Source organism: Bacillus cereus group sp. BfR-BA-01382 (assembly GCF_022663475.1).
GTDB lineage: Bacteria > Bacillota > Bacilli > Bacillales > Bacillaceae_G > Bacillus_A > Bacillus_A thuringiensis_S.
This window is the reverse complement of sequence record NZ_JAKUFQ010000069.1, coordinates 12467-29782: the sequence shown is the minus strand read 5'-3', so window position 1 is coordinate 29782 and position 17316 is coordinate 12467. Positions and strand designations below refer to the sequence as shown.

The following is a 17316-nucleotide window of genomic DNA, read 5'->3' as shown; positions in this document are numbered from 1 at the left end:
AAGTGTGGATAATGCAGGTAACATCTCGGAAGTATCTCACTATCACTATCAAGATAAATTTTCTCCTGAATTAACAATTACTGCAAGTACGAAGGATTGGACGAACAAAACAATAACATTACATGTAGTTGCTACAGATAAGGATAGTAGGGTGAAGAAAATAGGGTTACCAAATGGACAATGGATAAATGGAAGTAAAGCCGAATTCATTGTAAATGAAAATGGTATCTATTACTTTAAAGCGGTGGATGAAGGTGGTAATGAAACGATACAATCTATTATCATTTCGAACATTGATAAAAAGAATCCAACTGTACAAATAAATGCTCCAGATAAATGGGTAAATACAGATGTAAAAGTTGAGATAATAGGAAATGATGAATAGCACCTGTTAAGGTGCTATTTTTCATTGACTTTAGTCAATGTTTTTGGTCTATAATAGGTATAATGTTTTTTAGGGAGGCGAGTATATGAAAAAATGTATTGCAGTATTATCAACGGTAGCAATGATGACAGGAATGATAGCATCAACTCAATATGCCTATGCTTCCAGTTATGGAAGTGTAGATTCATATAATCAAAGAAAAGTATTTGAAATGAATTTTGATAATGAAAAAACGATAGATTCAGTGAGTGGTAAAGAGTATAAAACAACATCAAATAAAGAAACGTTCGTCCCAGGTAGTAAGAATAAAGGGTTACAAATAAATGGGGATGATATAAAAGTTCCGATTAAAGATTTGTCTATAGAGCAAGACGATACGATTACCCTTTCGTTTTGGTTTAAATGGGATGGAGATTTAAAAGGGAATTCAAATCGAGATGGAATCATTCCGATTGGTTTTGGTAAATATGGCCTTTGGTTAAATAATGGTGATTTTGGATTTAATACAGGAAATGATGATATATATGGTGTGAAAGATAAGATAAAAGTAAATCAATTTTCGCATGTCATTGCTGTGTTTCATAAAAACGATGTTGAAAAGAACGAATTGTATATAAATGGGGAAAAACAGGATATTAAGCAGATAAGAGGGACGGTCAATAATAAGAATGCAATATTTAATACGAATTATTTTCAAATAAGTGGTTGGAATGGACAAGAGATTCATAAGGTCACAGGGAATTCTGTAATAGATGAAGTGAACTTATATAAAGGAAGTACAGATGAGAAGCAAGCAAAAGAAATGTTTCTACTTTCGCGGGTGCCTGATTTATCAGTAAGACAGAATAATTTACATGCACGAGTGGATTGGGCAACTGAAATTTTAGACACAGACTTATTTTATAAAACGTCTTTTGAAAATGGAGAAGAAAAACCTACGTTTCCTCCAAGGTCAAATACACCTGATGGCTCACAGAGTTTTACGAATGAAGAATCGTATGATGGAGAGACTTCTGTGAAAATTGGGTCAACAGTAAATGGTAAGGGGAATAATTGGTTTAATGAAAGTGAGGATAAGTCACAACATAAGTCTGAAACGAGCTATATGAATTTTAGTAGAAGACAAACCGCTCCAAATGGCTCTCACTTTAGTATGAGTGTAAAAGTGAAACCAAAAGGACATTCCACTATTACTTCAACTGCTATTGGGGGACCTATCAATAAAACTTTTACTTTAGCTTCTATATATGGGTATAGCAAACCGCTTACTTTATTAGAAGATGCAAAAGCGGGTAGTAAACGTTTAAAGGTAGATAATTTAGAACAATTCCCTATAGATGTAGTGAATAAACGAATGAGAAATTATTATTATGCCGATAAAATTATTCCTGAAGCTAACCCAGATAGATTTTATGATTACGGATATATTACTCACATTGATTTAGAAACAAAAACAATGGAGTTGAGTCGCCCTATTGCAGAAGATTTCCCTAAAGGGGCTGATGTACCAGGACATACACATTTTAACCCTGCATATTTTCCTACAAAAGAACTCTTTAACTCTGACACATGGAAAACGATTAATCTAAATACAACGGTTGATAACAAGGATTATTATGATACTGCGAAAAGAGGATTTACTTATTTTATTACCTCATGGGTTTTGAATGGAATGTATATAGATGATGTTCGAATGGGGTATGCAACAGAAGTTGAATTATATCGAGATGGAAATAAGGTATATAGAGGGTATAATTCTGAATTTGAAGATATGGGAGCAACGGATAAAGAAAAACCAGACATGGTTAGGAAGATAACTTTTAACGGGGATAAAGATGATTTATCTATCAATTTCGAGAAACCTAAAGATTTAGGTACAAAATATGTTTATAACATAAAAGGGTTATCCAAAACAGGTGAAACACCACTTTCTAAAGGGAAAGAAGTCACAGTTACGTCAGGCGTAAAAGGATATAGTTATGTCATTGATAAAAATAAGAATACGATTCCTTCAGATAAGATTAATTTAACAACAGAAGCATTAAAAACATCTTTAAAGGAGAAAGGACAACATTATTTACATTTAAAGGCGATTGATGGTCAAGGGAATGCAAGTGAAGTAAAACATATTCCGATTGAAATTCCTGAGTTAGTAACAAAAGCAAATAATGAAGAGAACTTTGTGCATCTGGAATGGACAAAAGGTAGTGTTGAACCATATACCTATAAAGTATTTAAGAAACAGGAAGGTAGTAAAGAATTCCAAACAACATCAACAAGTAGTTATAAAGATGGGATACATGTATTAGAGATTTATCCAGAAACAAGAAGTCAAGATAATACAAATAAAGATTATATTCCAATGATAGATTTTTCTAATTGGAAAGGCGAGGCATTTACACTTCCAAAATCTGCTTCGCTAAAAAAATGGATGGAAGAGCCTAACAAGGAGAATGAGAAAGGTTATGGGAAAGGGTTAATTCATGTGGATGCTGTTTCTATCACTGAATTCAATAAAAACCCATCTATGATACATAAATATGATGAGCTTGTGTTTGGTTTGTGGAATAACAATAACTGGCAAGATATTTCGAATGATTCGGTAGCCGAAGTGAATACATTTGTCGCTTCAGGAAAAGGTCTTCTTTTTGGTCATGATACCATTCATCACTTACGACCAAATTTTATAAAAATTGGTGAGGGTAATGGGATAGAATATGTAAATGAAAATGTGAACATTTATAATGGGAATAATGATAAAAAGCAATTCGTAACAGGTAATTCTACTGTAGAAATTAATAAAAAAGGATTGTTAACAAATTATCCTTGGGCAATTGGAGATATTGGAACGAAATTAAAAATTCCTTTTGCACACACCTATAAACAAAAAACAGCAGGAGATATATGGCTACGATTTAATTATGAAAACATAGGTATGGATGACCCATTAAACTTCTATTTAACAACTCGTAATAACATAGCGATGATACAAACAGGTCATTCGAATGGAGAGGCTACTCCTGATGAGCAAAAAATATTATCAAACACACTGTTCTATTTGGCTCAGTTAACTTCTGAAACAGAGTTAGATGATAGAAGTAGCCAAGATGTTACATCGCCTACAATGCCATCTATAACGTCGATGAATTTAGGTTCAGATGGAAATGTGTCTATTGACTATAAAAATGCAGTGGATAAAGGAACGGATTATGAATATTATGTAGAAGCAACTGGCGGAAATAGTAATAGTAAATTAAAGTCTAACATTTCTAAAGCAACTGTAACTTCTGGATTGAAAGGATATTCAATTGTGGTTGATGAAAAGTCAGATACAGTTCCTGATGCTGAAATAGAAACAAAAGGCACATCTTATATCGTTTCACCTCCTAATACAAAAGACTTTTATGTGCATGTAGCAAGTGTGGATAAGGTAGGAAATGTTTCAGCAGTTTCTCACTATCATTACGAGGATAAACAGGCTCCTGTATTAATGATTGAACCGAATGTAAAAGAATGGACTAATAAGGAAATTGTATTACATGTTACAGCTACAGATAAAGATAGTAGAGTGATGAAACTACAAATGCCGAATGGCGATTGGGTAAATGGGAATAAATCAACTTACATTGTGAAAGAAAACGGAATTTATTACTTTAAAGCAGTGGACCAAGGAGGAAACGAAACGATTGCTTCATTAGTCGTGTCGAATATAGATAAGAAAAATCCGAATGTTCAAATCAATGCTCCTGAAGAATGGAAGAACACTGATATAAAAGTCGATATCGTAGGAAGTGATGAATAGCACCTTTTAGGTGCTATTTTTTATTTACTTTAGTTTATATAATATATAATGGTTTATCAAATGAAAGGGGGATGATAAATATGGGGAAATATTTAAATATGCTATCTGCTATAACAATGGCAATGACTATAGCCAGTTCTACACAAGTTGCATATGCTTCTACATATGGAGAAACAGAATTTTATAACAAAAGAAAGATTCTTGAAATGAATTTTGATGAAGATAACATTAAAAATACAGTAAATAATAAAGTTTACACAACTAAAGAAGGAAAAGAAACGTATGAGCCAGGGAGTAAGAATAAAGGATTAAAACCAAATGGTGATAAAATCGAAATTCCACTATCAGACTTAGATATTAAAAAACAAGATGAGTTAACATTCTCTTTCTGGATGAAGTGGGACGGAAAGAAAGATATGTTTATGCCGATAGGATTTGAAGAGTATTCATTGTATTTTATTGAAGGTTCATTTGGATTCAATACGAATAATGATGATGTATATGGTGTCAAAGATAAAATAAAACCAAATGAATTAACGCATGTAGTCGCTGTGTTTAATAAAGAAGATATAACGAAAAATAAATTATATTTAAATGGTGTAAAACAAGAATTGTCACAAGTTCGAGGAGAGCAATTTCTCGAAAAGATGGGATGGAATGATAAGTTAGTTATTAGTGGATATAGTTATGATGACCAATATGGATTAGATGGAACGAGTATTTTAGATGAAATTAATTTATACAATGGTGGTGCAGATGATAAAGAAGTAAACGATTTATATTTGATGTCTAAAGTTCCTGACTTACAGGTAACGCAAAATGATTTACATGCAAGAACAGATTGGGCAACTGAGATTTTAGATACAGATGTGTTATGGAAGACATCTTTTGAGGATGGTGATATGATTCCTCGATTTGCAAATGACAAAAGTAACAAAATTTCTAATAAGGATTCTTTTTTGGGAGAAAAGAGCTTGAGTGTTTTAGATGGTGGTGTGTATGACAAAGGGAATTTTAGATATCCTGCTACGGATGATTTTACATCGAGAATCTATTTCCCTGGAATATTAGGATTGCAACCAGGTATGAAATTCACTGCGAATTTTAGAATGAAAAACGAAGGGGAAACAGCCACTACAACGTTTATCCCTGAAAGTACACATCCTACAAAAAGGTCAATGTCCTTTGCTAAAAAATATGGATTTAAAACGCCTTTAATTGTCTCTAAAGATGCTGTTAATTCAAATGCAATTGAGCTCAAAAATTTCGATGCCTTTGCTGAAGAGTTAAAACAAAAACATGGAGATAAAGACTTTCATTATTTTCTTGCATCAAGACAATCATCTAATTATGAAGCAGGCCCAATTGGTATTCAAAGAAAAAACATTGATTTTAAAAATAAAAAGATAAAATTCGATGCATCTGTAAATTATAAAAAAGGTGAAGAATTACATTATGTATTCTTAGCATATCCATTAAGTTTAGGTAATAAGATTGTGCCTTCAGGTGGGGGATGGATTACCTATAATCTAAACGGTGAAATGAAAGATTTAGGAGATGATTATGACATTCCTAATAAAGGGCTTGCAATGATAGTAGAAACGAAGAATAAAGGGCAAATTCATATGGATGATATAAAAATTGGATTTGCAACAAAAGTAGAGTTACAGAGAGATAATGAGAAAATATACGAGGGATATAATTCATCTTTTGAAGATATGAATGCAATTGATAAAGAAAAACCAGGCAAGGTCAATAAAGCAAAATTTATAAAAGATGGGAAGTCGCTTCAAATAGAAATGGAAAAATTGAAAGATAAAGGAACAACATATAATTATAAAATAAGAGGCCTTTCAGAGAAAGGGATTACGCCTTTTTCAGAAAATAAACCTATTACAATCGTATCAGGTGTAAAAGGATATAGTTATGTGATAGACAAGAATGCTGTAACAGAGCCTAATAATACGTTAAATACTACATCTGAAAAAATAGAAATGAATAGTATGGGTGATGGAAAACATTATTTGCATATAAAAACAATAGACAACCAAGGAAACGTAAGTGAAACAGCTCATATCCCAATAGAAATTCCTACTTTAGAAGAAAAAGCGAATCATAAAGAAAATATGGTGCAATTGACTTGGGATGGTGGCAAATCAGAACCATTCACATACAAAGTGTTCAAGAAGAAAGAAGGAGAAGAAGAGTTTCAAAGTATTTCTGCCACTGACTATAACAAGAAAATTAGGGTTTTAAACGTTTATCCGAAGTTAAAAGAGCCACTATCTGATGACCAAAAGGTTACATTTACTAATTGGAAAGGCGAGACTACTATTATAGATAAGTCTGCTTCATTAAAAATGTGGATGGAAGAGCCGAATAAGGAAGATACAAAGGGATACGGAAAAGGTCTGATTGATGTTACACCTGTTAGTTCTGATGAGTTTAACTCAAACCCAGAAAAGTATTTAAAAGATGAAAAAGGAAATTGGAAATACGATGTCTTGTACGAAGGAGCATGGGACGTTAATAATAGAAAAGATTTATCACTTGAAGGAGTAAGAGTTGTTAAAGATTTTATTGAATCTGGAAGGGGGTATTTAGGGGGACATGATGTATTTTGGAAAAACTATCTTTCAAATAGATTAGCTTTAACAGATTATATGCATATACTCCCAAATAGTGAAGACCCGATTCAAATAGGAAATTCTAAAATAAAGATAAATAAAAAGGGATTGTTTACAAACTATCCATGGAAGTTAGGGGATGTGGGGACAATTTTAAACATTCCATTTTCTCATACAACAGATGAATTTGGCTATGGAGATACTTGGTACTCGTATGTAATTGATAATGACATGCAATATTCTGACCCGAAATGGACAAAAGGGATACCTTCTCCAGAAAAACATAAGATATATACAGAATATAAAGGAAAAGAAGGCACAAATTTATTCTATCTACAAACATGGAATAATACAGCTCAAATACAAACAGGTCATAGCAATGGAAAAGCAACGTCAGATGAGCAAAAAATATTGGCGAATACTTTATTCTATTTAGCACAATTAACTTCAGATACAAAATTAGATGATAGAAGTGGTCAGGATGTGAATGCTCCTACAAAACCAAGTATGAATCAAATGATTTTAAATGGGGATGGAACAGTCAATATTTCTTATAAAGAGTCCCAAGATAAAGGTACCACTTATGATTATTATGTGGAAGCAAATGGTGGGAATACAGGTAGTAAATTAAAGTCCAATACTGTATCAACAGAAGTAAAAGCAGGATTGAAAGGATATTCAATAGTAATAGATGAAAATCCAAACACACAACCTGATTCAATTGTTGAAACAAGCAATACATCATTAAAAATGAATGCACCTAATACAAAGGATTTCTATGTGCATATAGCAGGTGTTGACAATGCAGGAAATCTATCTGAGGTAGAACATTATCATTATGTAGATAAACTACCGCCAGAAATAACAATTACGCAAAATACAAAAGATTGGACAAATAAAGAAGTCGTATTGACTGTAGTTGTAACAGACAAGGATAGCAAGGTAATGCGTTTGCGTTTCCCAAATGGTGATTGGATAAACGACTACAAAGCAACTTACATTGTAAAAGAGAATGGTATCTATTTCTTTCAAGCAGTAGACCAAGGAGGAAATGAAACAGTACAATCTATCGTTGTATCAAATATAGATAAAAAGAATCCAAAAGCTGATATAAGTGCTCCTGAAAATTGGATGAATAGGGATGTTGAAGTGAAAATTGTAGGAACTGATGAATAACACCTTTTTAGGTGTTATTTTTTATTGACTTTAGTTGATTAAATAAGTCTATAATAGTAAGGTGGAATGAGTAAAGGAGGCGATAAATATGAGAAAATACACATCTATCATATCAGTAATTACAATGCTAACGGCTATGGTAAGTTCACCTCAAGTTGTTCAAGCTTCCAGTTATGGGGATATTGAATATTACAATCAAAGAAAAATACTTGAAATGAATTTTGATAAAGAGAAGATAGAAAATACAGTGAATGGAAAAATTTATAAAACAAATGAAGGAAAAGAGAACTTTGAACCAGGGAGTAGGAATAAGGGATTAAAACCAAATGGTGACAAAGTAGAAATTCCTTTATCAGATTTAGATATAAAAAAACAGGATGAATTAACATTCTCATTTTGGATGAAATGGGATGGGAAGAAAGATATGTTTATGCCTATTGGTTTTGAAGAATATTCATTATATTTCATAGAAGGCTCTTTTGGTTTTAATACAAACAATGATGACGTATTTGGTGTTCAAGACAAGATAAAACCAAATGAATTAACCCATGTTGTGGCAGTATTTAATAGAAATGATGTAAATAAAAACAAACTTTATTTAAATGGAGTAAAGCAAAATTTATCTCAAGTAAGAGGGAAACAATTCTCTGAAAAAGTTGGTTGGAACAACAAGTTAGTAATTAGCGGATATAGCTACGATAATCAGTATGGATTAGATGGAGAAAGTATTTTAGATGAGATTAACATATTTAATGGTGGGACAGATGATAAGGAAATAAAAGATTTATATTTAATGTCCAGAATTCCAGAATTAAGTGTTTCTCAAAATGGTTTACATGCAAGGGCAGATTGGGCTACTGAAATTTTAGATAGTGATGTACTATGGGCAGTTGGATATGAAGAAAATGAAAAACCTAAACCAGAATTAGTCTATGATGGAAATAATGGTTTAGGTGATGGTGGACAAAAGATTGTTCATGAAAAAGAAAATGTTTATGCGGGTACAGGAGCATATATGACTCCGAATACGTTCCCTGATAAAGGGAATTCAGTATGGTGGCCATATGCTATAACTTCAAGTTGGAACCATACTTGGTTATACAACCCTATAGCCTTGCCAAATGGAAAGCCTGTTTCTGCTTCTGTAAAAGTAAAAACGGACAACGAAGGGACGGTTTCTCTCTTTACAGATTGGACATATAGAAATTCTTTTACATATAAGAACATTTATTTTGCAGAAGATGTAATGCCTGGAACAAAGACATTTAAACTGAATACAGTTTCAGGAATTGGATTGGGCACCCGTATTACGTCAGATACAGACCCGTATGACCAAAAAGAGAACTTAAGTGTAAGAGAGATTGATAAAGATACAAATACGGTAACATTAAATGCACCTATTAAAGGTAGTTTTAAAAAAGGTGAAAAATGGAAAGAAAGAAATATTGGAGAACCCATTAGATTTGCAACAAAAACAGTAAAGCATAGTGAAGGTTGGCAAATTATTAATATGAATAGCAATGTAACTGATTATCCAGATATAGATTGGTCAAAAAACCCAAGACAATTGAGGCAACAAGTAGAATCAAAAAACGGAAATACGTATGTGGATGATATCAAGGTAGGTTATGCAACGAAAGTTCAGTTGCAAAGAGATGGTTCGAAGATATATGAAGGATATGGTTCCGAGTTTGAGGATATGAATGCGATTGATAAAGAAAAGCCGAACAAAGTTATGAAGGCAACTGTAGTAAAGGAAGACGAAAACTTAAATGTAAAATTCGATAAGCCTAAAGATAAAGGTACGAATTACAAATACAAGATAAAAGGTATATCTGAAAATGGAGAAACACCTTTTTCAACAGAAAAATCAGTAGAAGTAATATCGGGGATAAAAGGCTATAGTTATGTATTAGATAAAAATCCAAAAACCGAACCAGGAAATACAATAAACACAACGGATGAAAATATTTCATTTGGAAATATCAAAGACGAAAAACAATTTCTACATATAAAGGCTATAGATAATCAAGGGAATGTAAGTGAAACAGCTCATATTCCGATTGAAATTCCAATATTAGAAGCAAAAGCGAATCATAAAGAGAATATGGTTCAATTAACTTGGGAAGGTGGAAAATCGGAGCCATATACGTATAAAGTATTTAAGAAAAAAGATGGAGAAAAAGAATTTCAAAGTGTTTCTGCTACTGATTATAAAAAGAAAGTAAAAGTATTAAACATCTATCCTACTAAATGGAAAGATACAACCCTTTCTACAATTGATTTTGTAGATAGAGATGGTAAACGAAACGTAATGCCTGTATCAGCCAGTTTAAAGAAATGGATGGAAGAATCTAATTCCGAAAATAGTAAAGGTTATGGGATGGGAGTTATTGAAGTGGATGCAGTAACGCAAGAAGAATTCAATTCATCACCCAATTCCTACATATATGATGAAAAAGGAAAAGATAAATATGATGTAATGATGATAGGTACATATGATGCAAACGGATGGAGCCCTTTGGGAAAAGAAAGTATACAGGCAATAAAGGATTTTGAGCGGAGAGGAAAAGGGGTACTCGCAGGTCATGATGTAATGACAAAAATTTCATCCTCAGTTGATTTCTTTGATGCGGTCAAAGATGATTTCAATGTATCAGACCCTACAAAATTCAGAGGGATTGGTAGTGAAAAAATAGCAATTACTAAAAAAGGATTGCTACTGGAATATCCATGGAAAATAGGCAATGTAGGAACAGAATTAAAAATTCCAATGGCCCATACAATGAATATCCATTTTAACGGTGATACATGGATGAAATTCGTGGGAAACAGTTGGGGTAATCCTGTTACGGGAAGTGCAGTTGATGATTCATTGAATAGTAATACAAATGCATATTTACACACATGGAATAACACAGCTATTATTCAAACTGGTCATTCTAATGGGCAAGCAACACCTGATGAACAAAAGGTGTTAGCGAATACGCTGTTCTATTTAGCTCAATTAACGTCCGATACGCATTTAGATGATAGAAGTGGTCAAGATGTGGATGCCCCTTCGAAACCTGATATTAACAAAGTGACGCTGAATTTAGATGATACGGCAATAATCAATTTTAAAGAATCTGTTGATAAGGGAACTACTTATGAATATTATGTAGAAGCTAAAGGTAGTGATACGAAAAGTCAATTAACATCTAATGTTGTAAAAACGGAAGTAAAAACAGGTTTAAGAGGATATTCCATTGTTATTGATGAAAAATCAAATACCATACCCGATGAAAAAATAGAAACGACAAGCACTTCTTATCAACTCGATGTTACAAACAAAAAAGAGTTTTATATTCATGTAGCGAGTGTTGATAGTGCAGGTAATATTTCAGAAGTAGCTCATTATCACTATGAGGATAAATTCTCACCTGAGATAAGCATTACACCAAGTACAAAAGAGTGGACCAATAAAGAAGTGACCTTACAAGTGGTTGCCACTGATAAAGATAGTCGTGTAATCAAAATTTGTTTACCAAACGGAGATTGGATTAATAATGATAAGGCAACCTTCATTGTAAAAGAAAATGGGATTTATTACTTTAAATCAGTGGACCAAGGTGGAAATGAAACGATTGCTTCAATTGTAGTTTCGAATATTGATAAAGAAAATCCATCGGTAGATATAGAAGCTCCATCTACTTGGCAGAATAAAGATATTCAGGTGAAAATAACAGGAAAAGATTAAGAGGAGGGGGGATACCCCTCCTTTTTGTTTTGACTATAGTTGGTAAAATTTTATATAATAAGTAAAGAAATAGAAACGGGGGGTGATGATATTGTTTAAAAAAAACATAGCACTATTATCAATAGGGGCACTATTATCTTGTTTAGCTCCTGTGCATATACATGCTGAAGAAAATCTAAGTCCTAAAAAGAATTTCATAATCGAACAGTCTGCATCAGGTAGGAAATTATACGGGAGTTCCTATTGGTCGAGTTCGAATATTAGAGAATGGCTAAATAGTGATGCCAAGAATGTTCAATTTACAAATCAGCCACCAACATCAGCAAAAATAAAAAATTTCTCTTACGATAAAGAATCGGGTTTTCTACATAGTTTTTCAAAAGAAGAATATGACGCAATTGCTATTACAAAGCATAGAGTCAATGTTACAGGTTTTGATAAAAAGTCAGGAGTTCATGATGGAGGGGACTTAAAACTTCCGTTACTTAGGTATTACAATCCTTCTATTACGTTTAGTCAAAGTGGTTTAGTTATGAATCATGACAAGTATTATTATAAATATGAAAATGATAAGGTTTTCTTGTTAAACGTATATGAAGTTTATAATTACTTACAGAAAAGAGGTATACCTTTACGAAAAAACATCTCAAATGAAGCGAAACAGAAAAGAAATTACTATGAGGAATTTATAGAATGGTATACATCAAGTGGAGGAGAAGATGTAGGAAGTGAAGCGCTCTTAACGATTGATGGAATAACAGAGGCAAGTGTTAGAAGAAGGAACGCTAATAATTCAAAGGGTATTGTACCTGCCATTCACTTAAAGCCAGAATACAAGTTAAATAATGGGACGATGGCAAAAGATTTAAAAATAGGTGATGTATTAAATTTCGGTATATACAATAATGTACCTATTAAATGGAAAGTTATCAATAAAACCGAAGATGGATATCCATTGCTTTTATCTGAAGAAATATTAGATATCAAACCATTTGATACGCAAGGTGACGAATCGTATGCTTATTCTGATACTGTAAACTTTAATAAAGAAGACGTAAGTGTTATAGATGAAACGTACACACCTAACGAAAATCAAAAAGATGTTCAACCACCAATCATCGAATTATTAAACAAAGAATTAATCAATCAGACCCAAAAGGGCGAATTCACATTAGATTTTAAAGTAACTGATAATGAATCAGGGTTGGATTATATCCAATTACCAAATGGAAATAAAGTGAAGTCTTCATCGTTTAAATATACTGTTTCGGAGAACACGGAATATCTATTTATCGCAAAAGATAAAGCAGGAAATCACAGATATTATACAGTCCCTGTAGGGAACATCAATACGCCTTCGAAGGTTCTGGTGAAGTCTTCAGGAAACGCAAATGGATGGACCAATAAAGATATAAAAGTAGACATTAGTGCTTCTAACCAAGTTGGCTTACATACAAGCTATACACAAGACTATAGAAGTAAGTACCATCCGATTTGGGAAACTTATACAACCTACAAAGGGAAAAGAATAAAAGTATCGGGTTCTGTAGAATTACTAAATGCTACAGAATCCGTTGATAAGATAAATGCTCAGATAGGATATGCATATGCTTCAAATAAAGAATATGATTCAGAATATAGTTTGGTAAAAACATGGGTAATTCCCAAAGTAATTCCGCTAAAGACACTGAAGGAACAAGGAAAACAAACGTTTGAATTTATCTCTACTGTACCAGATGATTATCACTCAAATTTCGAGCCATATACAGGTATGAATATTGATGTGTATAAAAAGGATTATAAAATAAAATGGACAGATTTAAAGTTCGAGTTATTGGATGATGATGACTTTAAAATAAATAAAATAGAGTTACCCAACGGAAAGGATATACTGGATTCTGTTTACACGGATACCTTATCTAAAGAAGGTGTTTATACGTATAAAGTACATGATAATCGTGGGATGGTAACAGAGAAGTCTATAGAGGTAAAGATTGATAAAACATCTCCTACCATAGAATTTGAGCAATCTCAAACGGAATGGACCAATACAGATATAAACATAAAAGTAAAAACTTCTGATGCTCAAAGTGGTATAGATTACACCATTCTTCCTAATGAGAGCAAGGTAGAGAAAGATATCTTTGATTTTAAAGTATATGAAAATGGAACCTATACATTTGAGGTACATGATAAAGCAGGGAATGTAACGAAAAAAGTTTTAGAGATTAAGAATATAGATAAAGAAGCCCCTACTTTTTCGACTCAGGAGAATTATATTTATGAGAACGGTAAGTATGACAAGACTCGTAGAGTAATAACGGTTATAGGAAAAGATAATGATAGTGGTGTGGATTCTATTCAATTGCCAAGTGGTGAATGGGTGAAAGGAGATAATGCGACATTTACTGTATCTGAAAATGGAAGATATCCATTTAAATTAAAGGATAAAGCAGGGAATATAAATAGCACATCAATAAACATTACAGAGATAGAGAAAGTATCTGTCTCTGGCATTCAAAAGATAGAATATAAGTTAGACGGTGCAGAAACTAAAGGGTGGACTAATTACAGTGAGCCGTTTTTCGTAAGAAAAGAAGGTCTTACAACGATTACGTCCAGAACATATGACAGGGCAGGTAATGTTTCAAAAGAATCAACAAGAATGGTTAAATTGGATAAAACAAAGCCAGTTAACAACCAAATTTTAATAGAGTTGAAATAAAAGAGCTGATTTTAAGGCTCTTTTTCTTATATATAATTTCATATACCGTATCTGGATTACTTGTCAACATATAAAGATTCATAGAGGTTTGGAATGAGAATCGGAATGATTTCGAATTTTGATTTCTATAATAAAATAATTGAATTTATTAGAAAGAAAACAAAAATACGAGAGGAGGACTAAAAATGAATACATTTAAAAAAATAGTAAGTTCGTTTTTAGGAATTTCCCTTTTAACTATTCAATGTCAGCCTATTTATGCAGATGGTGTGAAAGAAAATGAACTTATTCAGCCATCCATGCAATCAAGAAAAACATATGGAAGTAATTACTGGACAACCTCTAATATTAGAGAGTGGTTAAATACTGATAAATCTTATATAAAGTATACAAATCAAGCACCATCTTCAGATAAATTAGGCAACTTTGCTTATGATAAAGAACCAGGTTTCTTGTCAAATTTTAATGTGGAAGAACAAGATGCGATTGCAGTTACTAAACACCGTGTATATGTTTCTACTACAGATGCACAAGCGGGAATGAAAGATGGAGGGAATACATCTCAATCAGATGTAGCTTATCCCAATCGATCAATGACCTTTAGTTTAAATGGCTTATTGAATAATAATAAGAATTTCTTTTATAAAATGGAAAATGATAAAGTGTTCTTATTAAATGCTTATGAGGCTTATAGCTATTTACAAAAAAGAGGTTGGTCGTTGCCTAAGGAATTAACGCTTGAAGCACAAAAGAAACATAGTTATTACAACAACTATGAACATTGGATGTTAAGTGGTGGAAGGGCAAACATTGGATACGACCTGACATTTTTAATTACACCTGATTCATCGAGGTCACTTGTATTTGGTTACACAAATAGATTAGGAGGCGTAGTACCTGCTATACATATTAAACCAAATTATAGATTCCAGAATGGGAAGATAGCTAAAGACATTCAAATTGGAGAAAAGTTACTGTTTGGAAACTATAATGGAGCTCCTATTGAATGGAAGGTTGTGAACAAAACAGAAGATGGATTTCCGCTTTTATTATCTGAAAAAATTATAGACTTAAAGCATTATGATGCTCCTGGGGATGAGGCTTATAAATATTCAGAGGTTGTTGATTTCCAAAAAGAAGATGTGAATATCGTAGAAGAACCTTATCAAAATATTAATAACAGCAAGGATATAACCCCACCAGATTTTAAAATACTAAATGAAGATAAATTGAATAAAAGAAGCAATGATGAGTTTACACTTGAATTGGAAGCAAGTGATGAATCTGATATAGAATATGTCATTTTGCCAAATGGAAACAAGGTGTATAACAAACGAGTTTCTTACACGATGTCGGAGAATAAAGAATACTTATTTATTGCAAAAGATAAGGTAGGTAATTTTAGATACTTTGTTATTCCAGTTGGAAACATCAATATACCACCAAAAGTAATTATTAATCCTTCTGCAAATGGATGGACAAATAAAGATGTAACGGTAGATATTTCAGCATCAAATGATGTAGGGAGTGCTTTTGCAGAAAAAATTCAAAATAATCGTGATAGAACAGAAGCGATGTGGCCGAATTATACAACATATAAGGGGAAAAGAATTCGTATATCAGGAGATGTTGAATTCATTGAAGCGAAAAAACCTGTAGGAGATTATTTTACAGGAATGGGGTTCGTTTTTACTTCGGTCAATAAATCAGGTTCAGAATATAACTTGCAAAAAAATTATCATTTACCAATACGTTATTCTCTAAAAGAATTGCAAGAGAAAAAGAAAGCTCATTTTGACCATGTTTTCACAGTTCCTGATTATTATTATAAGGATTTAATTCCATGGTCACAAATCAATGTAGATGGACAGGATACGAATTATAAAGTCAAATGGACAAATGTGAAATATGAATTGTTAGACAAAGATGATTTTGCTATTGAAAAAATCATACTTCCAAGCGGAAATTCAATTGGTGAAAAAGGTTATAAAGATACACTAACAAAAGAGGGGAATTATACGTATCAAGTGTTAGACAACCGAGGCATGATAACAAAAAAAGATGTGGAAGTAAAGATTGATAAAACACTACCTACAATTCAAGTTGATGGGATAAGTGACAAGTGGACAAATCAAGATGTTAAGTTGAATGTAACGGTTTCTGACTCTCAAAGTGGCGTAGCAAAAACAATCTTACCAAATGGGAGTGAAACGACAAGCTCCTCGTTTGAATTTGTTGCAAAGACGAATGGTGATTATCAATTTCAAACATATGATAAAGCGGGTAATGTGGCTGTAAAAAAAGTAGCCATTCGAAACATAGACAAACTACAACCTTATCATCACATTCAATCATCATTCTTATTAGATGAAAAACATAATGTTGATAAATCTGGTAGAGAGATTCGAGTAATCGCTAAAGATGATGAAAGTGGTGTAGATTCGATTCAATTACCAAGTGGTGAATGGGTGCAAGGAGATACAGTGAAAATTAATGTATATGAAAACGGAGAATATCCATTCAAATTAAAAGATAATGCGGGAAACATAAAGGAAATAACATCTAAAATTTCGGATTTAGAAAAGATATCTATCTCTGGAATTCAAAAGATAGAATATAAGTTAGATGGTGCAGAAAATAAGGGATGGACTAATTATACTGAGCCGTTTTTCGTGAAAAAAGAAGGTCTTACAACGATTACATCAAGAGCTTATGACAAAGCAGGAAATATTTCGAGTGAAAAATCAAAAGTGGTAAAACTTGATAAGACTAAACCAATAAACAATGGAATTTTAATTACGTTAGAATAAAAAGAGACTCGACTAAACAGTCAGGTCTCTTATTTTTTATTGTAAGAATTAA

5 protein-coding genes and 1 pseudogene are annotated in these 17316 nt (G+C 32.5%); all 6 read left to right on the top strand.

Features of this window, described 5'->3' with window-relative positions:
- A pseudogene (locus tag MR160_RS22835) lies at positions 1–385 on the top strand (hypothetical protein); the annotation flags it as partial.
- An 85-nt stretch (positions 386–470) separates the two neighbouring features.
- Complete coding sequence (locus tag MR160_RS22830) at positions 471–4187, top strand: hypothetical protein (protein WP_242298100.1); 3717 nt, start codon at positions 471–473, stop codon at positions 4185–4187.
- An 80-nt stretch (positions 4188–4267) separates the two neighbouring features.
- A complete protein-coding gene (locus MR160_RS22825; protein ID WP_242298099.1) occupies positions 4268–7990 on the top strand; it encodes a LamG-like jellyroll fold domain-containing protein in 3723 nt (1240 codons plus the stop codon).
- Between the two features lie 88 nt (positions 7991–8078).
- Positions 8079–11729, top strand: coding sequence for a hypothetical protein (locus MR160_RS22820; protein WP_242298097.1), 3651 nt, complete (start codon positions 8079–8081; stop codon positions 11727–11729).
- 85 nt (positions 11730–11814) lie between these two features.
- Positions 11815–14454, top strand: a complete 2640-nt coding sequence (locus MR160_RS22815; RefSeq protein ID WP_242298096.1) for an OmpL47-type beta-barrel domain-containing protein — start codon at positions 11815–11817, stop codon at positions 14452–14454.
- A 185-nt stretch (positions 14455–14639) separates the two neighbouring features.
- Positions 14640–17264: an OmpL47-type beta-barrel domain-containing protein gene (locus MR160_RS22810; RefSeq protein ID WP_242298095.1), complete on the top strand. Its 2625-nt coding sequence runs from the start codon at positions 14640–14642 to the stop codon at positions 17262–17264.
- The last annotated feature ends 52 nt before the right edge of the window (positions 17265–17316 follow it).

What these genes read in the sequence shown, in the direction of transcription:
- MR160_RS22820 (WP_242298097.1), top strand. Translation starts at nt 8,079, where the DNA reads ATGAGAAAATACACATCTATCATATCAGTAATTACAATGCTAACGGCT.
- MR160_RS22815 (WP_242298096.1), top strand. Translation starts at nt 11,815, where the DNA reads ATGATATTGTTTAAAAAAAACATAGCACTATTATCAATAGGGGCACTA.
- MR160_RS22810 (WP_242298095.1), top strand. Translation starts at nt 14,640, where the DNA reads ATGAATACATTTAAAAAAATAGTAAGTTCGTTTTTAGGAATTTCCCTT.
- MR160_RS22830 (WP_242298100.1), top strand. Translation starts at nt 471, where the DNA reads ATGAAAAAATGTATTGCAGTATTATCAACGGTAGCAATGATGACAGGA.
- MR160_RS22825 (WP_242298099.1), top strand. Translation starts at nt 4,268, where the DNA reads ATGGGGAAATATTTAAATATGCTATCTGCTATAACAATGGCAATGACT.